General features: G+C 54.9%; 14 protein-coding genes, 4 tRNA genes and 2 rRNA genes (1 of these 20 only partly in view). All 20 read left to right on the top strand.

Translation table 11 applies throughout. The annotated features are described in order from the left end of the window. Positions 1-1,665: ribosomal RNA gene (locus KUIN1_RS23970) — 23S ribosomal RNA — on the top strand (it extends 1,229 nt beyond the left edge of the window). 158 nt (positions 1,666-1,823) lie between these two features. Further along, positions 1,824-1,939, top strand: a 5S ribosomal RNA gene (gene rrf / locus KUIN1_RS23965). Between the two features lie 148 nt (positions 1,940-2,087). Beyond that, positions 2,088-3,047, top strand: coding sequence for a bifunctional biotin--[acetyl-CoA-carboxylase] ligase/biotin operon repressor BirA (birA, locus tag KUIN1_RS23960; protein ID WP_162886741.1), 960 nt, complete (start codon positions 2,088-2,090; stop codon positions 3,045-3,047). Next, positions 3,037-3,786, top strand: a complete 750-nt coding sequence (locus KUIN1_RS23955; protein ID WP_032654191.1) for a pantothenate kinase — start codon at positions 3,037-3,039, stop codon at positions 3,784-3,786. The genes birA and KUIN1_RS23955 overlap by 11 nt, the downstream gene beginning before the upstream one ends. Before the next feature lie 7 nt (positions 3,787-3,793). Beyond that, positions 3,794-4,222 carry a hypothetical protein gene (locus KUIN1_RS23950; RefSeq protein WP_152092331.1) on the top strand — a complete coding sequence of 143 codons (429 nt, stop codon included), beginning with the start codon at positions 3,794-3,796 and terminating at the stop codon, positions 4,220-4,222. A 142-nt stretch (positions 4,223-4,364) separates the two neighbouring features. Continuing rightward, positions 4,365-4,449, top strand: a tRNA-Tyr gene (locus KUIN1_RS23945). 24 nt (positions 4,450-4,473) lie between these two features. Continuing rightward, positions 4,474-4,547: transfer RNA gene (locus KUIN1_RS23940), tRNA-Gly, on the top strand. A gap of 26 nt (positions 4,548-4,573) precedes the next feature. Then, positions 4,574-4,649: transfer RNA gene (locus tag KUIN1_RS23935), tRNA-Thr, on the top strand. A 165-nt stretch (positions 4,650-4,814) separates the two neighbouring features. Next, positions 4,815-4,890, top strand: a tRNA-Trp gene (locus KUIN1_RS23930). A gap of 46 nt (positions 4,891-4,936) precedes the next feature. Continuing rightward, positions 4,937-5,305: a preprotein translocase subunit SecE gene (gene secE / locus KUIN1_RS23925; protein WP_002555502.1), complete on the top strand. Its 369-nt coding sequence runs from the start codon at positions 4,937-4,939 to the stop codon at positions 5,303-5,305. 9 nt (positions 5,306-5,314) lie between these two features. After that, complete coding sequence (gene nusG, locus KUIN1_RS23920; protein WP_003317113.1) at positions 5,315-5,848, top strand: transcription termination/antitermination protein NusG; 534 nt, start codon at positions 5,315-5,317, stop codon at positions 5,846-5,848. Between the two features lie 118 nt (positions 5,849-5,966). Beyond that, entirely contained in the window at positions 5,967-6,398 is a 432-nt protein-coding gene (rplK, locus tag KUIN1_RS23915) for a 50S ribosomal protein L11 (protein ID WP_002555500.1), read from the top strand. Beyond that, complete coding sequence (rplA, locus tag KUIN1_RS23910) at positions 6,398-7,093, top strand: 50S ribosomal protein L1 (protein ID WP_003400443.1); 696 nt, start codon at positions 6,398-6,400, stop codon at positions 7,091-7,093. Before rplK ends, rplA begins: the two co-directional genes overlap by 1 nt. Before the next feature lie 202 nt (positions 7,094-7,295). Next, positions 7,296-7,796: a 50S ribosomal protein L10 gene (gene rplJ, locus KUIN1_RS23905; RefSeq protein ID WP_002555498.1), complete on the top strand. Its 501-nt coding sequence runs from the start codon at positions 7,296-7,298 to the stop codon at positions 7,794-7,796. A 79-nt stretch (positions 7,797-7,875) separates the two neighbouring features. Continuing rightward, positions 7,876-8,241, top strand: coding sequence for a 50S ribosomal protein L7/L12 (rplL, locus tag KUIN1_RS23900; protein ID WP_003400441.1), 366 nt, complete (start codon positions 7,876-7,878; stop codon positions 8,239-8,241). 221 nt (positions 8,242-8,462) lie between these two features. Beyond that, positions 8,463-12,536 (top strand): DNA-directed RNA polymerase subunit beta, encoded by a 4,074-nt coding sequence (gene rpoB / locus KUIN1_RS23895; protein ID WP_003317110.1) that lies wholly within the window; start codon positions 8,463-8,465, stop codon positions 12,534-12,536. A gap of 64 nt (positions 12,537-12,600) precedes the next feature. Continuing rightward, complete coding sequence (gene rpoC, locus KUIN1_RS23890; protein ID WP_003431814.1) at positions 12,601-16,800, top strand: DNA-directed RNA polymerase subunit beta'; 4,200 nt, start codon at positions 12,601-12,603, stop codon at positions 16,798-16,800. Positions 16,801-16,999: 199 nt separating this feature from the next. Next, entirely contained in the window at positions 17,000-17,371 is a 372-nt protein-coding gene (gene rpsL, locus KUIN1_RS23885; protein WP_002555494.1) for a 30S ribosomal protein S12, read from the top strand. A 122-nt stretch (positions 17,372-17,493) separates the two neighbouring features. Further along, positions 17,494-17,964: a 30S ribosomal protein S7 gene (gene rpsG, locus KUIN1_RS23880; protein WP_003400433.1), complete on the top strand. Its 471-nt coding sequence runs from the start codon at positions 17,494-17,496 to the stop codon at positions 17,962-17,964. A gap of 30 nt (positions 17,965-17,994) precedes the next feature. Further along, on the top strand, positions 17,995-20,100 hold the full coding sequence (gene fusA, locus KUIN1_RS23875) for an elongation factor G (protein ID WP_003400432.1): 2,106 nt from the start codon (positions 17,995-17,997) through the stop codon (positions 20,098-20,100). Positions 20,101-20,131: the final 31 nt, after the last annotated feature.

Genomic DNA, 20,131 nt, shown 5'->3' with positions numbered 1-20,131 from the left:
TATCAGAAGTGCGAATGCTGACATGAGTAACGACAATGGGTGTGAAAAACACCCACGCCGAAAGACCAAGGTTTCCTGCGCAACGTTAATCGACGCAGGGTTAGTCGGTCCCTAAGGCGAGGCTGAAAAGCGTAGTCGATGGAAAACAGGTTAATATTCCTGTACTTCTGGTTATTGCGATGGAGGGACGGAGAAGGCTAGGCCAGCCTGGCGTTGGTTGTCCAGGTTTAAGGTGGTAGGCTGAGATCTTAGGTAAATCCGGGATCTTAAGGCCGAGAGCTGATGACGAGTGTTCTTTTAGAACACGAAGTGGTTGATGCCATGCTTCCAAGAAAAGCTTCTAAGCTTCAGGTAACCAGGAACCGTACCCCAAACCGACACAGGTGGTTGGGTAGAGAATACCAAGGCGCTTGAGAGAACTCGGGTGAAGGAACTAGGCAAAATGGCACCGTAACTTCGGGAGAAGGTGCGCCGGTGGAGGTGAAGCATTTACTGCGTAAGCCCCTGCCGGTCGAAGATACCAGGCCGCTGCGACTGTTTATTAAAAACACAGCACTCTGCAAACACGAAAGTGGACGTATAGGGTGTGACGCCTGCCCGGTGCCGGAAGGTTAATTGATGGGGTTAGCGCAAGCGAAGCTCTTGATCGAAGCCCCGGTAAACGGCGGCCGTAACTATAACGGTCCTAAGGTAGCGAAATTCCTTGTCGGGTAAGTTCCGACCTGCACGAATGGCGTAACGATGGCGGCGCTGTCTCCACCCGAGACTCAGTGAAATTGAAATCGCTGTGAAGATGCAGTGTATCCGCGGCTAGACGGAAAGACCCCGTGAACCTTTACTATAGCTTTGCACTGGACTTTGAATTTGCTTGTGTAGGATAGGTGGGAGGCTTTGAAGCGTGGACGCCAGTCTGCGTGGAGCCAACCTTGAAATACCACCCTGGCAACTTTGAGGTTCTAACTCAGGTCCGTTATCCGGATCGAGGACAGTGTATGGTGGGTAGTTTGACTGGGGCGGTCTCCTCCTAAAGAGTAACGGAGGAGTACGAAGGTGCGCTCAGACCGGTCGGAAATCGGTCGTAGAGTATAAAGGCAAAAGCGCGCTTGACTGCGAGACAGACACGTCGAGCAGGTACGAAAGTAGGTCTTAGTGATCCGGTGGTTCTGTATGGAAGGGCCATCGCTCAACGGATAAAAGGTACTCCGGGGATAACAGGCTGATACCGCCCAAGAGTTCATATCGACGGCGGTGTTTGGCACCTCGATGTCGGCTCATCACATCCTGGGGCTGAAGCCGGTCCCAAGGGTATGGCTGTTCGCCATTTAAAGTGGTACGCGAGCTGGGTTTAGAACGTCGTGAGACAGTTCGGTCCCTATCTGCCGTGGACGTTTGAGATTTGAGAGGGGCTGCTCCTAGTACGAGAGGACCGGAGTGGACGAACCTCTGGTGTTCCGGTTGTCACGCCAGTGGCATTGCCGGGTAGCTATGTTCGGAAAAGATAACCGCTGAAAGCATCTAAGCGGGAAACTTGCCTCAAGATGAGATCTCACTGGAACCTTGAGTTCCCTGAAGGGCCGTCGAAGACTACGACGTTGATAGGTTGGGTGTGTAAGCGCTGTGAGGCGTTGAGCTAACCAATACTAATTGCCCGTGAGGCTTGACCATATAACACCCAAGCAATTTGCGTCGAATGACCAGATTGCGGTGACTGTGAAGATGACACGAACCGAAAGTTTGCGTCACGAACGACACCTGAAACAGCTTGATATCACATACCCGATTTGCTGAAGCGCGCCGCACGGCACGATTCGGTACCCGAATTTCTTGACGACCATAGAGCATTGGAACCACCTGATCCCATCCCGAACTCAGTAGTGAAACGATGTATCGCCGATGGTAGTGTGGGGTTTCCCCATGTGAGAGTAGGTCATCGTCAAGATTGAATTCCAGAAACCCTCTTCGCTTACGCGTCGAGGGTTTTTGTTTGTCTTGTACCTGCAAAAAACCAACGTGAAAACACGTTTTCGTTTCTATGCATCATGCCTCTGCGTGGCTATGATGCGTGCCTTATTGCCAGGCGATTCCAAATGCTGACCTTGTTAAAGCTTCTTGCTGATGGTGCATTTCATTCCGGGCAGGTATTAGGCGATGCCCTCGGCATAAGTCGCAGTGCGGTCTGGAAGCAGCTGCAGCAGCTTGAGGCGGACCTGGGCATAGATGTCCACAAGGTGCGCGGTCGTGGTTATAGACTCGCAACGCCTATTTCTCTTCTAAGTCCTGCTGACATTATGCAGTCAGGCTTTCCTGCCGGCTGGTCTGTACGTACTTACGACTCTATCGACTCAACCAATGCTGAGGCTGCGCGCCTGATTGCTCAAGGCGTTGCCATGCCTTTGTTGGTGGTGGCCGAGCAGCAGACCTCCGGAAGAGGGCGACGTGGTCGAAAGTGGATAAGTCCATTTGCTGAAAACCTGTATTACAGCCTGGTCCTGCGCATCGATGGCGGGATGCGTCAGTTGGAAGGCCTCAGCTTGTTGGTGGGGCTTGCGGTGATGAATGTGCTGCGTGATATGGGTGTCCAGGGCGCAGGTCTTAAATGGCCCAATGACGTGCTCGTTGGCAGGCAGAAGATCGCCGGCATTTTGCTCGAGCTGATTGGCGATCCGGCGGACGTGTGTCATGTGATTATCGGGATAGGGGTGAACGTAAACATGCGTTCCTCCAGCGAGGTCGATCAGCTGTGGACGTCGGTGAGGCTCGAAACAGGCGGACTGGTTGATCGCAATCAGGTCGCTGCTCGTATAAGCACCCAGCTTGAGGCGCTCATGGCGGTTCATCGCAAGGAAGGCTTTGCAGCATTTCAGAAAGAGTGGGAGCGGGGGCATTTGTGGCAGGGTGCTGCGGTCAAGTTGCTCTCGGGGGTAGAGGCCGTGGAGGGAGTGGTGTTGGGGGTTGACTCGCTTGGAGCGCTGCGGTTGGAAGTCAATGGTGTGGAAAAAAGCTTTAGTGGTGGTGAGCTGAGCCTGAGGTTGCGAGATGATTCTTGAGCTCGATTGTGGCAATAGCTTCATCAAGTGGCGCATTACTGCTAAAAGCGATGCGGCAGTGATCAGCGTCGGCGTTGTGGACTCTGACGCAGCCTTGTTGGAGCACCTGCGTAATCTACCTGACACAACGTTCAGCGACTGCCGTCTGGTAAGTGTTCGCAGCGCCGAAGAAACGGCGCGTCTGGTTTCTGTGCTGACGAACGCGTTCTCCGTCACCCCCGTCTGCGCAGTGCCTGCCCGTGAGCTTGGAGGGGTGGTGAATGGCTATGACGATTTCGAGCGCCTTGGCCTGGATCGCTGGCTGGCTTTTGTAGGTGCATACCACCTTGTTAAGCGTGCATGCCTGGTGATTGATCTGGGTACCGCCGTGACATCTGATTTCGTCGATGCGGGCGGCGTACATCTTGGTGGTTTTATCTGTCCAGGGATGCCCTTGATGCGCAATCAGTTGCGCACCCATACCCGCCGCATCAGATATGACGACACCGAGGCCGAAAGGGCTTTGGTTCGTCTTGTTCCCGGGCGTGCAACCGCAGAGGCGGTAGAGCGCGGCTGCTCGCTGATGCTTCGTGGGTTCGCATTGACTCAGGTCGAAATAGCCCGTGGGTATTGGGGCGACGACTTTGCTATTTTTGTGACTGGCGGCGACGCTGCTTTGGTTGCGGATGTGCTCCCAGGGGCCCGTATCGTTCCTGATCTGGTCTTCGTGGGGCTGGCCCTGGCCTGCCCTTTGCGTTGAGGTCTTTATGCGTTGGTTATTTCTTCTGCTGTTGATGCTTAATGGCTTTTATTACATCTGGCATCAGCAGGAGGCTCCGATCAGGGCCAAAGAGTTCATGCCCCTGTCGTTGCACCGTACTACTCAGCAGGATATTCGTCTGCTCAGCGAGTCTGATGCCGGGCGGGTGTCCAGCGATCCCGGCGCCAGGTGTCTGTACGTCGGTGGCTTTGCCAAGCAAGAGGATGCGCGCCTGGTCGAGCAGCGATTGAACAGCCTTGATATCCAGTCTCAATTTCAGCCAGTCCAATCCAGCGGGGCTAGCGCCTACTGGCTGAAAATCGCCCCGGAAAGTCGACGCCTTGTCGAAGCGGGCTTGATCAGTCAGCTGAGTCAGGATTTTCCGCAATTAAAAAATCAAATAATGTCGTGCGAGGGCATTGCAACTGCTGATTAGTTTACATAGAATGGCGCCCGCTTCGCAGTGAGGTGAAAGTCTCACGAACGAAGTGGTAGTAGTCAACGCATGTAACCTCAGGTTTTTACTGAGAAAAAGGTTGACAGAAGGGTAGCATGAGTTGAGAATGCTGCCTCGCTTAGGAGGGGTTCCCGAGCGGCCAAAGGGATCAGACTGTAAATCTGACGTCTACGACTTCGAAGGTTCGAATCCTTCCCCCTCCACCAGATTTAGCGCGAGCTGCAAGTTGTGCGGGTATAGTTTAGTGGTAGAACCTCAGCCTTCCAAGCTGATGATGCGGGTTCGACTCCCGCTACCCGCTCCAGGCTTGTGGTTCATGCGCAGTGTTTTGCTCTTGTAGCTCAGTTGGTAGAGCACACCCTTGGTAAGGGTGAGGTCAGCGGTTCAAATCCGCTCAAGAGCTCCATTGATAAAGGCAGATATGAAAATATCTGCCTTTGTTTTAGGCGGTTCCGCGCTGTGTGCGCCGTCTGAAGCTTGTTCGAAGTGTGTCGCCTGTTAGGTTCGCTTCGAATAAGGTGTTGAAAAACTCTCGTCAGGTCCGCATAATGGTCGGCCTGATTTTGCTTTTAGGTCAGTAGCTCAATTGGCAGAGCGACGGTCTCCAAAACCGTAGGTTGGGGGTTCGATTCCCTCCTGACCTGCCAGATTCCCTAGATGTAATCTGGCTTTCTTTTCACAGGATCTCCGTAGATGAATCCCAAGGCTGAAGCATCAGACTCTCGCTTTGATATGCTGAAGTGGCTCCTGGTAGTCGTTTTGGTTGTCGTGGGTGTTGTCGGCAATCAGTATTATTCTGCTGAGCCGATCCTGTATCGCGTTCTCGCTCTCCTTGTGATTGCCGCAGCTGCCGCATTTGTAGCGCTGCAGACAGGCAAAGGTAAGGCCTTCTTCGTTTTGGCGAAAGAAGCCCGTGCCGAGATCCGTAAAGTCGTATGGCCTACTCGCCAAGAAACCACTCAAACCACGTTGATCGTTGTGGCTGTTGTGCTGGTTATGGCGTTGCTGTTGTGGGGGCTTGATTCCCTGCTCGGCTGGCTTGTTTCCTTGATAGTTGGCTAAGGGTGTCCCGTGGCTAAGCGTTGGTACGTAGTGCATGCTTACTCGGGTTACGAGAAGCATGTCATGCGCTCGTTGGTCGAGCGTGTGAAGCTGGCAGGCATGGAAGATGGCTTCGGCGAAATTCTGGTTCCCACTGAAGAAGTGGTTGAAATGCGTAATGGCCAGAAGCGCAAAAGCGAACGCAAGTTCTTCCCTGGTTATGTGCTTGTTCAGATGGACATGAATGAGGGTACTTGGCACTTGGTCAAGGATACCCCGCGTGTCATGGGCTTCATCGGCGGTACCGCTGACAAGCCCGCCCCCATCACTGATAAAGAGGCAGAAGCGATTCTGCGTCGCGTTGCTGACGGTAGCGACAAGCCGAAGCCGAAAACGCTGTTCGAGCCAGGTGAAGTTGTTCGCGTCACCGACGGCCCGTTCGCCGATTTCAATGGCACGGTCGAAGAAGTTAACTACGAAAAGAGCCGGATTCAAGTGGCGGTGCTCATTTTCGGACGCTCTACTCCGGTAGAGCTGGAGTTCAGTCAGGTCGAAAAGGCATAACTGAGCTGGAATCCCATACCCCGCAGCCCAAGGCTGTGGGGTTTTTTCGTCACTGGGATATACGCGTAAGTAACCGGGGAGCCTTTATTGGCGCTTGAACCCGTAATTGGAGTGCCTCATGGCCAAGAAGATAACCGCATACATCAAGCTGCAAGTGAAAGCCGCTCAGGCTAACCCAAGCCCGCCAGTTGGTCCTGCTCTGGGTCAGCACGGTGTGAACATCATGGAATTCTGCAAAGCGTTCAACGCCCGTACTCAGGGTATTGAGCCAGGCCTGCCGACTCCAGTGATCATCACTGTATACAGCGACCGTAGCTTCACTTTCGAAACAAAAAGTACCCCTGCATCGGTTCTGCTGAAGAAAGCTGCAGGCTTGACCAGCGGCTCGGCTCGCCCGAACACCGTTAAAGTTGGCACCGTGACTCGTGCTCAGCTGGAAGATATCGCTAAAGCAAAAAATGCGGATCTGACTGCAGCTGACATGGAAGCGGCCGTGCGTACCATCGCCGGTTCCGCTCGTAGCATGGGCCTTAACGTGGAGGGTGTGTAATGGCTAAGCTGACCAAGCGTCAAAAGGCAATCGCCGAAAAAATCGAAGCTGGCAAGTCTTACAATTTTGTAGACGCCGCTGCGTTGCTCACCGAGCTGTCGACTGTCAAGTTCAGCGAGTCCATCGACGTCGCTGTCAACCTGGGTGTTGATCCTCGTAAATCCGACCAGGTCGTACGTAGCGCTACTGTACTGCCGCACGGTACTGGCAAGACTGTACGCGTTGCAGTATTCACCCAGGGTCCTGCTGCTGAAGCTGCTCTGGCTGCCGGTGCTGACCGCGTGGGTATGGACGATCTGGCCGCTGAAATGAAAGCTGGCGATCTGAACTACGACGTCGTTATCGCTTCCCCTGATGCAATGCGCGTTGTGGGTCAGCTGGGTCAGGTTCTCGGTCCTCGTGGTCTGATGCCTAACCCGAAAGTCGGCACCGTTACTCCTGACGTCGCTAACGCCGTCAAGAACGCCAAGGCTGGTCAGGTTCGTTATCGCACCGACAAAAACGGCATCATCCACACTTCCGTTGGCAAGGTCGGTTTCGACGCTGTCAAGCTGAAGGAAAACGTTGAAGCCCTGATCGCTGATCTGAAGCGTATCAAGCCTGCTTCTTCGAAAGGTATTTACGTCAAGCGCATCACCCTGAGCACCACTATGGGCCCAGGCCTGGTTATCGACCAGGGTTCGTTGGAAGCGTAAGACAAAACGGTACGGTGATCGATTGCCGTACCGTTTGAAAGATTGGGGTCCCTGCCTGGCGGGGGCTATCCAAGACCGTAGGCGACGCAAGTCTTAAACCTCAAGCCTACGCAGATGGTGCTCCCGGTTCCTTACCGAATCAGACACCAAAACGACATCTGGCTCTGGTCCGATGAAACGGTAACAAGCAGGAGTTAAACCCGTGGCAATTAAACTCGAAGACAAGAAGGCCATCGTCGCTGAAGTCAACGAGGCTGCCAAAGCTGGTCTGTCCGCTGTCGTGGCTGATGCCCGTGGTGTGACGGTTGGCGCAATGACCGGACTCCGTAAAGAGGCTCGTGAAGCTGGCGTTTACGTACGTGTTGTACGTAACACCCTGCTCAAGCGCGCTGTTGCTGACACTGAGTTCAGTGTTCTCAACGACGTGTTCACCGGCCCGACCTTGATCGCGTTCTCCAACGAACATCCTGGCGCTGCTGCCCGTCTGTTCAAGGAATTCGCTAAAGGTCAGGACAAGTTCGAGATCAAGGCAGCTGCGTTCGAGGGCAAGTTCCTCGCAGCTAATCAGATCGATGTACTGGCAAGCCTGCCGACCCGTAACGAAGCAATTTCTCAGCTGATGAGCGTGATTCAAGGCGCTACCAGCAAGTTGGCTCGTACTCTGGCGGCTGTTCGCGACCAAAAAGAAGCAGCTGCAGCCTAAGGCTGAGTCAGATCTTTTCGCGTATTTTTGTTTATTTTGATGGTCGCGTAGGCCGTCCCCCAATTCAGGAAATTGAGTCATGTCCATCTCTCAAGACGATATCCTTAACGCCGTATCTGAAATGTCCGTTCTGCAGGTTGTAGAGCTGATCAAGGCGTTCGAAGAGAAGTTTGGCGTCACCGCTGCTGCCGGCTCTGCTGGTCCAGCTGTTGCTGCTGCTGTTGTTGAAGAACAAACTGAATTCAACGTCATGCTGCTGGAAGCTGGCGAGAAGAAAGTTAACGTGATCAAGGCAGTACGTGAACTGACCGGTCTGGGCCTGAAAGAAGCCAAGGCAGTCGTTGACGGCGCCCCGGCAATGGTTCTGGAAGCTGTTGCCAAAGACGCAGCTGACAAAGCCAAAGCTACTCTGGAAGAAGCAGGCGCTAAAGTCGAGCTGAAATAAGCATCGATTTTGAGTGTCCAGCCCACGCGTTTAGCGAAAGGCTGATGGCTGGTGGCTTTTGCCACCGGCCTTTTTCCGTTATAGACGATTGGCGCTGTCAACGTCTGTAATGTGTGGTATCCACCGATGGCGGTGGCGCAAACCAAGGGGTTTGCAAGATTTTCTGGCTGCTTCCGTCGGGAGGGAGCCAAACAAGCAGGTGACCAAGCTGGGGAACGCTGATGGCTTACTCATATACTGAGAAAAAACGTATCCGCAAGGACTTTAGCAAGTTGCCGGACGTAATGGATGTGCCGTATCTCTTGGCCATCCAGCTGGATTCGTATCGCGAATTCCTGCAGGCGGGAGCGACCAAAGATCAGTTCCGCGACGTCGGTCTGCATGCAGCCTTCAAATCCGTTTTCCCGATCATCAGCTACTCCGGCAATGCTGCGCTGGAGTATGTAGGTTATCGCTTGGGCGAACCGGCATTTGATGTCAAGGAATGCGTGCTGCGCGGTGTGACTTACGCAGTACCTCTGCGAGTCAAGGTCCGTCTGATCATTTTCGACAAAGAATCGTCGAACAAAGCGATCAAGGACATCAAAGAGCAAGAAGTCTACATGGGTGAAATCCCCCTGATGACTGAGAACGGTACCTTTGTAATCAACGGCACCGAGCGCGTTATCGTGTCTCAGCTTCACCGTTCGCCTGGCGTATTCTTCGACCACGACCGTGGCAAGACGCACAGCTCCGGTAAGCTGCTGTACTCCGCTCGTATCATTCCTTACCGCGGTTCGTGGCTGGACTTCGAGTTCGATCCGAAAGACTGCGTATTCGTCCGTATCGACCGTCGTCGCAAGCTACCTGCGTCCGTACTTCTGCGCGCTCTGGGTTACACCACCGAGCAAGTGCTCGATGCGTTCTACACCACCAACGTATTCCATGTGCGCGGTGAAAACCTGAGCCTGGAACTGGTGCCTCAGCGCCTGCGTGGTGAAATTGCCGTTCTGGACATCCTGGACGACAAGGGCAAGGTCATTGTCGAGCAGGGTCGTCGTATCACTGCCCGTCACATCAACCAGCTGGAAAAGGCCGGGATCAAAGAGCTGGAAGTGCCTCTGGACTACGTCCTGGGTCGCACTACAGCCAAGGTCATCGTGCATCCGGCAACCGGTGAGATCATTGCCGAGTGCAACACCGAGCTGAACACTGAAATCCTGGCCAAGATCGCCAAGGCTCAGGTTGTTCGTATCGAAACGTTGTACACCAACGACATCGATTGTGGTCCGTTCGTCTCCGACACACTGAAGATCGACTCCACCAGCAACCAACTGGAAGCGCTGGTCGAGATCTATCGCATGATGCGTCCTGGCGAGCCGCCAACCAAGGATGCCGCTGAAACACTGTTCAACAACCTGTTCTTCAGCCCTGAGCGTTATGACCTGTCCGCTGTAGGTCGTATGAAGTTCAACCGTCGTATCGGTCGTACCGAAATCGAAGGTTCGGGCGTGCTGTGCAAGGAAGACATCGTAGCGGTCCTCAAGACCCTCGTTGATATCCGTAACGGCAAAGGCATCGTCGATGACATCGACCACCTCGGTAACCGTCGCGTTCGTTGCGTAGGCGAGATGGCCGAGAACCAGTTCCGTGTTGGTCTGGTCCGTGTCGAGCGCGCTGTCAAAGAGCGTCTGTCCATGGCAGAAAGCGAAGGCCTGATGCCTCAGGACCTGATCAACGCCAAACCTGTTGCGGCGGCGGTCAAGGAGTTCTTCGGTTCCAGCCAGCTTTCCCAGTTCATGGACCAGAACAACCCGCTGTCCGAGATCACGCACAAGCGTCGTGTTTCCGCACTCGGCCCTGGCGGTCTGACGCGTGAGCGCGCCGGCTTTGAAGTTCGAGACGTTCACCCGACTCACTACGGCCGTGTGTGCCCGATCGAGACGCCTGAAGGTCCGAACATCGGTCTGATCAACTCCCTGGCGGCCTATGCCCGCACCAACCAGTACGGCTTCCTCGAGAGCCCGTACCGTGTGGTCAAGGAAGGTCTGGTCACCGAAGAGATCGTGTTCCTTTCAGCGATCGAAGAAGCGGACCACGTCATTGCCCAGGCTTCGGCCGCAATGAACGACAAGCAAGAGCTGATCGACGAACTGGTTGCTGTGCGTCACTTGAACGAATTCACCGTCAAGGCGCCAGCCGATGTCACCCTGATGGACGTTTCGCCCAAGCAGGTTGTCTCGGTAGCTGCATCGCTGATTCCGTTCCTCGAGCACGATGACGCCAACCGTGCGTTGATGGGTTCGAACATGCAGCGTCAGGCTGTTCCTACTCTGCGCGCCGACAAGCCGCTGGTAGGTACTGGCATGGAGCGCAACGTTGCTCGCGACTCCGGCGTTTGCGTCGTGGCTCGTCGCGGTGGTGTGATCGACTCGGTTGACGCCAGCCGTATCGTTGTTCGCGTTGCCGATGATGAAGTTGAAACAGGTGAGGCGGGTGTAGACATCTACAACCTGACCAAATACACCCGTTCGAACCAGAACACCTGCATCAACCAGCGTCCGCTGGTCAGCAAGGGTGACCGTGTTCAGCGTAGCGACATCATGGCCGACGGCCCGTCCACCGATATGGGTGAACTGGCGCTGGGTCAGAACATGCGCATCGCGTTCATGGCCTGGAACGGTTTCAACTTCGAAGACTCCATCTGTCTTTCTGAGCGTGTTGTTCAGGAAGACCGTTTCACCACGATCCACATTCAGGAACTGACCTGTGTGGCGCGTGATACCAAGCTTGGGCCAGAGGAAATCACAGCTGACATCCCTAACGTGGGTGAAGCGGCTCTGAACAAGCTGGACGAAGCGGGTATCGTTTATGTAGGTGCCGAAGTCGGCGCCGGCGACATCCTGGTCGGTAAGGTCACTCCGAAAGGCGAGACCCAGCTGACTCCGGAAGAAAAACTGTTGCGCGCGATCTTCGGTGAGAAGGCCAGCGACGTTAAAGACACCTCCCTGCGCGTACCAACCGGTACCAAAGGTACTGTCATTGACGTTCAGGTCTTCACCCGTGATGGTGTCGAGCGTGATGCGCGTGCCCTGTCCATCGAGAAGTCGCAACTCGACGAGATCCGCAAGGATCTGAACGAAGAGTTCCGTATTGTCGAAGGCGCTACTTTCGAACGTCTGCGCTCTGCGCTGGTGGGTCGTGTAGCTGAAGGCGGCGCTGGCCTCAAGAAGGGCCAGGAAATCACCAACGAAGTGCTCGATGGTCTTGAGCATGGTCAGTGGTTCAAGCTGCGCATGGCTGAAGATGCTCTCAACGAGCAGCTCGAAAAAGCTCAGGCTTACATCGTTGATCGTCGCCGTCTTCTGGATGACAAGTTCGAAGACAAGAAACGCAAACTGCAGCAGGGCGATGACCTGGCTCCAGGCGTTCTGAAAATCGTCAAGGTCTACCTGGCAATCCGTCGCCGCATCCAGCCGGGCGACAAGATGGCCGGTCGTCACGGTAACAAGGGTGTGGTCTCTGTGATCATGCCGGTTGAAGACATGCCGCACGATGCCAATGGCACGCCGGTTGATATCGTCCTCAACCCGCTGGGCGTACCTTCGCGTATGAACGTTGGTCAGATTCTCGAAACCCACCTGGGCCTCGCGGCCAAAGGTCTGGGCGAGAAGATCAACCGCATGCTCGAAGAGCAGCGTAAAGTTGCTGAGCTGCGCAAGTTCCTCAACGAGATCTATAACGAAATCGGCGGTCGTCAGGAATCTCTGGAAGACCTCACCGACAACGAGATTCTGGACCTCGCGAAGAACCTGCGTAACGGCGTACCGATGGCTACCCCGGTTTTCGACGGTGCCAAGGAAAGCGAAATCAAGGCAATGCTCAAGCTGGCAGATATGCCGGAAAGCGGCCAGATGCAGCTGTTCGACGGTCGTACCGGCAACAAGTTTGAACGTGCTGTAACGGTTGGCTACATGTACATGCTGAAGCTGAACCACTTGGTGGACGACAAGATGCACGCGCGTTCCACTGGTTCGTACAGCCTGGTTACCCAGCAGCCGCTGGGTGGTAAGGCACAGTTCGGTGGTCAGCGTTTCGGGGAGATGGAAGTGTGGGCGCTGGAAGCATACGGCGCGGCGTACACTCTGCAGGAAATGCTCACAGTGAAGTCGGACGATGTGAACGGTCGTACCAAGATGTACAAAAACATCGTGGACGGCGATCACCGTATGGAGCCGGGCATGCCCGAGTCTTTCAACGTGTTGATCAAAGAAATCCGTTCGCTCGGTATCGATATCGATCTGGAAACCGAATAACACGTGACGCGAATCGGGGGCAGGGCGGTATTGCCTGCTCCCTGCTCCGCCAGGAGGAAAAGCCTTGAAAGACCTACTGAATTTGCTGAAAAACCAGGGTCAAGTCGAAGAGTTCGACGCAATCCGTATCGGACTTGCATCGCCTGAGATGATCCGCTCTTGGTCGTTCGGTGAAGTTAAAAAGCCGGAAACCATCAACTACCGTACGTTCAAGCCTGAGCGTGACGGTCTGTTCTGCGCCAAGATCTTTGGCCCGGTAAAAGATTACGAGTGCCTGTGCGGTAAGTACAAGCGCCTGAAGCACCGCGGTGTCATCTGCGAAAAGTGCGGTGTTGAAGTAGCACTGGCCAAGGTTCGTCGCGAGCGCATGGCTCACATCGAACTGGCTTCGCCGGTTGCCCACATCTGGTTCCTGAAATCGCTGCCGTCCCGTATCGGTTTGCTGATGGACATGACCCTGCGTGATATCGAACGTGTTCTCTACTTCGAGAGCTATGTCGTTATCGATCCAGGCATGACCACCCTTGAAAAAGGTCAGCTGCTGAACGACGAGCAGTACTTCGAAGCGCTCGAAGAGTTCGGTGACGACTTCGACGCCCGCATGGGTGCCGAGGCTGTCCGCGAGCTGCTGCACGCTATTGATCTGGAGCACGAAATTGGCCGTCTGCGTGAAGAAATTCCGCAAACCAATTCCGAGACCAAAATCAAGAAGCTGTCCAAGCGTCTGAAATTGATGGAAGCCTTCCAGGGTTCCGGCAACCTTCCTGAGTGGATGGTGCTGACCGTTCTGCCGGTTCTGCCGCCAGATCTGCGTCCTCTGGTTCCGCTTGACGGTGGCCGTTTCGCGACGTCCGACCTCAACGATCTGTATCGTCGAGTGATCAACCGTAACAACCGTCTGAAGCGCCTGCTGGATCTGTCCGCTCCCGATATCATCGTGCGCAACGAAAAGCGCATGCTGCAGGAAGCGGTCGATGCACTGCTCGACAACGGTCGTCGCGGTCGCGCGATCACGGGTTCGAACAAGCGTCCTCTGAAATCCCTGGCTGACATGATCAAGGGTAAGCAGGGTCGTTTCCGTCAGAACTTGCTCGGTAAGCGTGTTGACTACTCGGGTCGTTCGGTAATTACCGTAGGTCCGACCCTGCGTCTGCACCAGTGCGGTCTGCCGAAGAAGATGGCTCTCGAGCTGTTCAAGCCGTTCATTTTCGGCAAGCTGGAAATGCGTGGCCTGGCTACGACCATCAAAGCTGCCAAGAAGATGGTCGAGCGCGAGCTGCCAGAGGTCTGGGACGTTCTCGCTGAGGTGATTCGCGAACACCCGGTGCTTCTGAACCGTGCGCCGACACTTCACCGTCTGGGCATCCAGGCGTTTGAACCGGTACTGATCGAAGGTAAGGCCATTCAGCTGCACCCATTGGTTTGTGCTGCGTACAACGCCGACTTCGACGGTGACCAGATGGCCGTTCACGTGCCTCTGACGCTGGAAGCTCAGCTCGAAGCGCGCGCGCTGATGATGTCGACCAACAACATTCTGTCGCCAGCCAACGGTGAGCCAATCATCGTTCCTTCGCAGGACGTTGTACTGGGTCTGTACTACATGACTCGCGAAGCGATCAACGCCAAGGGCGAAGGTCGTGTATTTGCGGACCTGCAGGAAGTCGACCGCGTATTCCGCGCCGGCGAAGCGGCTCTGCACGCCAAGGTCAAGGTGCGTATCCACGAAACGGTCAACGACCGTGATGGTGGCAGCGTCAAGAACACCCGTATCGTCGACACCACTGTCGGCCGTGCGCTGCTGTTCCAGGTGGTTCCGGCCGGCCTGTCCTACGACGTCGTCAACCAGCCAATGAAGAAGAAAGCGATCTCCAAGCTGATCAACCAGTGCTATCGCGTGGTCGGCCTGAAAGAGACCGTTATTTTCGCTGACCAGTTGATGTACACCGGTTTTGCCTACTCGACCATTTCGGGTGTTTCCATCGGCGTTAACGACTTCGTTATCCCTGATGAAAAAGCTCGCATCATCGACGCGGCCACCGAAGAAGTTAAAGAGATCGAAAGTCAGTACGCCTCCGGCCTGGTAACCCAGGGCGAGAAGTACAACAAGGTAATCGACCTTTGGTCCAAGGCGAACGACGAAGTCTCGAAAGCGATGATGTCGAACCTGTCCAAAGAACGCGTTATCGACCGTCACGGCGTCGAAGTTGATCAGGAATCCTTCAACTCGATGTACATGATGGCTGACTCCGGGGCGCGTGGTTCTGCTGCCCAGATCCGTCAGCTGGCCGGTATGCGTGGTCTGATGGCCAAGCCTGACGGTTCCATCATCGAAACGCCGATCACTGCGAACTTCCGTGAAGGTTTGAGCGTACTTCAGTACTTCATCTCTACTCACGGTGCTCGTAAGGGTCTTGCGGATACCGCGTTGAAAACCGCTAACTCCGGTTATCTGACACGCCGTCTGGTAGACGTCGCTCAGGATCTGGTGGTTACCGAGGTTGATTGCGGTACCGAGCACGGTCTGCTGATGACTCCGCACATTGAAGGCGGTGACGTTGTAGAGCCGCTGGGTGAGCGCGTATTGGGTCGAGTCATTGCCCGTGACGTATTCAAGCCGGGCACGGAAGATGTCATCGTCCCTGCTGGCACGCTGGTAGACGAGAAGTGGGTCGAGTTCATCGAGCTGAACAGCATCGACGAAGTAATCGTTCGTTCGCCAATCAGCTGTGAAACCCGCTATGGCATCTGCGCCAAGTGCTACGGTCGCGACCTGGCACGCGGTCACCAGGTCAACATCGGTGAAGCTGTCGGCGTAATCGCTGCACAGTCGATCGGTGAGCCGGGTACTCAGCTGACAATGCGTACGTTCCACATCGGTGGTGCGGCAAGCCGGACCTCGGCAGCCGATAGCGTTCAGGTGAAGAATGGCGGTACTGTCCGCCTGCACAACCTGAAGCACGTCGAGCGTGTTGACGGTCACCTGGTTGCGGTATCCCGCTCCGGTGAACTGGCAATCGCAGATGACTTCGGTCGTGAGCGTGAGCGTTACAAGCTGCCATACGGTGCAGTGATTTCGGTGAAGGAAGGCGACAAGGTCGACGCTGGCTCTATCGTGGCCAAGTGGGATCCGCACACTCACCCAATCGTCACCGAGATGAAAGGTACTGTTACCTACGTAGGCATGGAAGAAGGCATCACGATCAAGCGTCAGACAGACGAATTGACCGGTATGACCAACATTGAAGTGCTCGACGCCAAAGATCGCCCGGCTGCCGGCAAGGACATCCGTCCTGCTGTGAAGATGGTTGGTCTGGATGGCAAGGATCTGCTGCTGCCAGGTACTGACGTACCGGCCCAGTACTTCCTGCCGGCTAACGCCCTTGTTGGTGTTGCTGACGGTGCGCAGATCGCGATCGGTGATGTTATCGCTCGTATTCCGCAGGAAACGTCGAAGACTCGTGACATCACCGGTGGTTTGCCGCGTGTTGCCGACCTGTTCGAAGCGCGTCGTCCGAAAGAGGCGTCGATCCTTGCAGAAGTCAGCGGTACCATCGCATTCGGTAAAGAGACCAAAGGCAAGCGCCGTCTGGTCATCACCCCGAACGACGGTAGCGATCCGTACGAGGAGCTGATTCCGAAGTGGCGTCACCTGAACGTCTTCGAAGGCGAGCAAGTGAACCGCGGCGAAGTTATCTCCGACGGCCCGAGCGATCCACACGACATCCTGCGTCTGCTGGGTGTGAGTGCGCTGGCCAAGTACATCGTCAACGAGATTCAGGACGTATACCGTCTGCAAGGCGTGAAGATCAACGACAAGCACATCGAGACGATTCTGCGTCAGATGCTGCGTAAGGTTGAAATTGCCGAGTCTGGCGATTCCAGTTTCATCAAGGGCGACCAGATGGAGCTGACTCACGTACTGGTAGAAAACGAGCGTCTGAGCACGGAAGACAAGTTTGTTTCCAAGTTCACTCGCGTGTTGCTGGGTATCACCAAGGCATCGCTGTCTACCGAGTCGTTCATCTCCGCGGCCTCCTTCCAGGAGACAACCCGCGTACTGACCGAAGCGGCTGTGACCGGCAAGCGCGATTACCTGCGCGGCCTGAAGGAAAACGTGGTCGTGGGTCGTCTGATCCCGGCCGGTACCGGTCTGGCTTATCACAGCGAGCGCAAGCGTCGTCGTGAAATGGACAAACCGACCCGTGTCAGCGCGAGCGAAGTAGAAGCGGCTCTGACGGAAGCGTTGAACTCCAGCGGTAATTGAGACCAGAGCCTCGGCATTTTTCACCTGGCAGACAGCACGTTTTCGTGTTGTTTGCCAGGTGAGGACGTCGGGGCTTTGTCTTGACTGGGGGCGGGATCCTCTTTAGACTCTTGTACCCCTAAATTTGGCGGGGCCTGTGCCCTGTCATTTGCTTTTCTTGTAAGACAATAGCGTCGCAAGACAACAGTGGAGCTAGTAGATGGCAACTATCAACCAGCTGGTACGTCAGCCGCGTAAGCGTATCGTCGAGAAATCCGACGTACCTGCGCTGCAGAACTGCCCGCAACGTCGCGGTGTGTGCACTCGTGTGTATACCACCACGCCGAAAAAACCTAACTCGGCATTGCGTAAAGTCTGCCGTGTGCGCCTGACCAACGGTTTCGAGGTTTCCTCGTACATCGGTGGTGAAGGTCACAACCTGCAAGAACACAGCGTGGTACTGATCCGTGGCGGTCGTGTAAAAGACTTGCCAGGTGTTCGTTACCACACCGTTCGTGGTTCTCTGGATACTTCCGGCGTTAAAGGCCGTAACCAGGGTCGCTCGAAATACGGTACCAAGAAGCCTAAGTAGTCTTTGGCCTCTGTTTGAAATTGCAGATTTCTATTTTTCTGAGTCGATAAGAGTAAGGTCGGGCGCATTCCTAACTGGATGGTGGTCCCGAGCTAACCTGAAGACCGTTTGAGGGCTTATCCATGCCAAGAAGACGCGTAGCAGCCAAGCGCGATGTGCTTGACGATCCAAAATACGGTAGCCAGATTCTGGCCAAGTTCATGAACCACGTGATGGAAAGCGGCAAGAAAGCCGTTGCCGAGCGTATCGTTTATGGCGCGCTGGAAAAGGTTAAAGAACGCAAGAACAGCGATCCCCTGGAAATCTTCGAGAAAGCTCTCGACGCCATCGCTCCGCTGGTCGAAGTAAAGTCGCGCCGTGTAGGCGGTGCTACTTACCAGGTTCCTGTTGAAGTTCGTCCGTCCCGTCGTAATGCTCTGGCAATGCGCTGGCTGGTAGACTTCGCGCGCAAGCGCGGTGAGAAGTCTATGGCTCTGCGTTTGGCCGGCGAACTGATGGACGCCGCCGAAGGTAAAGGTGCTGCAGTCAAGAAGCGTGAAGACGTGCACCGTATGGCTGAAGCCAACAAGGCTTTCTCGCACTACCGCTTCTAATTTCAGCGTCACTAATTTTGCGAGGGCTTTATGGCTCGTACTACTCCGATTGGCCGCTACCGTAACATTGGTATCGTCGCTCACGTGGATGCTGGTAAAACCACCACCACCGAGCGCGTCCTTTTTTACACCGGCAAAAGCCACAAAATGGGCGAGGTGCATGATGGCGCCGCGACCACGGACTGGATGGTTCAGGAGCAGGAGCGTGGTATTACCATTACTTCTGCTGCTATTACTGCCTTCTGGCAGGGTTCCGAGAAGCAACACAAAGACCAATACCGCTTCAACGTCATTGACACCCCGGGCCACGTAGACTTCACCATTGAAGTTGAACGTTCCCTGCGTGTACTCGACGGCGCGGTCGTTGTGTTCTGTGGCACTTCTGGCGTAGAGCCGCAGTCCGAAACCGTATGGCGTCAAGCCAACAAGTACGGTGTTCCGCGTATCGTTTACGTGAACAAGATGGACCGTGCTGGTGCGAACTTTCTGCGCGTAATTGCTCAGATCAAGCAGCGCCTGGGTCACACCCCGGTGCCGATCCAGCTGGCCATTGGTGCCGAAGACAACTTCCAGGGTCAGATCGATCTGATGTCCATGGAAGCGGTCTACTGGAATGATGCCGACAAGGGCATGGTTCCAGTTCGCAAGCCCATCCCTGCTGAATTGCAGGAACTGGCTGACGAATGGCGCAGTAACATGGTTGAGGCTGCTGCTGAAGCCAACGAAGAGCTGATGAACAAGTACCTCGAAGGTGAAGAACTCACCAACAAGGAAATCAAGGATGCTCTGCGTCAGCGTACTATCGCTGGTGAGATCGTTCTTGCTGTTTGCGGTTCTTCCTTCAAGAACAAGGGTGTTCCCCTGGTTCTCGATGCCGTGATCGATTACCTGCCTGCTCCAACTGACATTCCAGCTATCAAGGGTTCCGATCCTGATAACGAAGAAGTTCTGATGGAGCGTCATGCAGACGACAACGAGCCGTTCTCGGCTCTGGCGTTCAAGATCGCTACCGACCCATTCGTGGGTACCTTGACATTCGTCCGCGTTTACTCGGGCGTGTTGGCATCCGGCGACGGCGTGATCAACTCGGTCAAGGGCAAGAAAGAGCGTGTGGGTCGTATGGTGCAGATGCACGCAAACGCCCGTGAAGAAATCAAGGAAGTACGCGCTGGTGACATCGCGGCCTTGATCGGCATGAAGGACGTCACCACTGGTGAAACCTTGTGCAACGCTGACAAGCCAATCATCCTGGTTCGTATGGACTTCCCGGAGCCGGTTATTTCGGTTGCCGTTGAGCCAAAGACCAAGGATGACCAGGAAAAAATGGGTATCGCACTGGGCAAGCTTGCTCAGGAAGACCCGTCTTTCCGCGTCAAAACTGATGAAGAGACTGGTCAAACGATCATCTCGGGCATGGGCGAGCTCCACCTGGACATCCTGGTTGACCGGATGCGCCGTGAGTTCAACGTCGAAGCCAACATCGGCAAGCCTCAGGTTTCCTATCGTGAGCGCATCACGAAGAATTGTGAAATCGAAGGCAAGTTCGTTCGTCAATCCGGCGGTCGTGGCCAGTTCGGTCATTGCTGGATCCGTTTTGCACCTGCTGACGAAGGTCAGGAAGGTCTGCAATTCGTAAACGAAGTGGTAGGTGGTGTTGTTCCCAAGGAATACATCCCGGCTATCCAGAAGGGTATCGAAGAGCAGATGAAGAACGGCGTTGTTGCCGGTTATCCGCTGATCGGCCTGAAGGCTACCGTGTTTGATGGTTCCTACCATGACGTCGACTCGAACGAGATGGCGTTTAAGGTGGCTGCTTCCATGGCGACCAAGCAACTGGCCCAGAAGGGCGGTGGTGAGCTGCTTGAGCCGATCATGGCAGTAGAGGTTGTTACGCCTGAAGACTATATGGGTGACGTGATGGGCGACCTTAACCGCCGTCGCGGCATGATTCTGGGTATGGAAGATACGGTTTCCGGCAAGGTAATTCGTGCCGAGGTTCCGTTGGGTGAGATGTTCGGTTATGCGACCGACGTTCGCTCCATGTCTCAGGGTCGCGCAAGCTACTCTATGGAATTCAAAAAATACAATACAGCTCCGTCGCACATCGTCGAAACTGTAACCAAAAAACAAGGCTGATTCAGCGCCTTTAGGCTAGGAGTTATTTGTC

Source organism: Pseudomonas sp. KUIN-1, assembly GCF_009176725.1.
Classification (GTDB): domain Bacteria; phylum Pseudomonadota; class Gammaproteobacteria; order Pseudomonadales; family Pseudomonadaceae; genus Aquipseudomonas; species Aquipseudomonas fragariae.
Note: the sequence above shows the minus strand (reverse complement) of the source record. Positions and strands in the feature narration are given on the sequence as shown.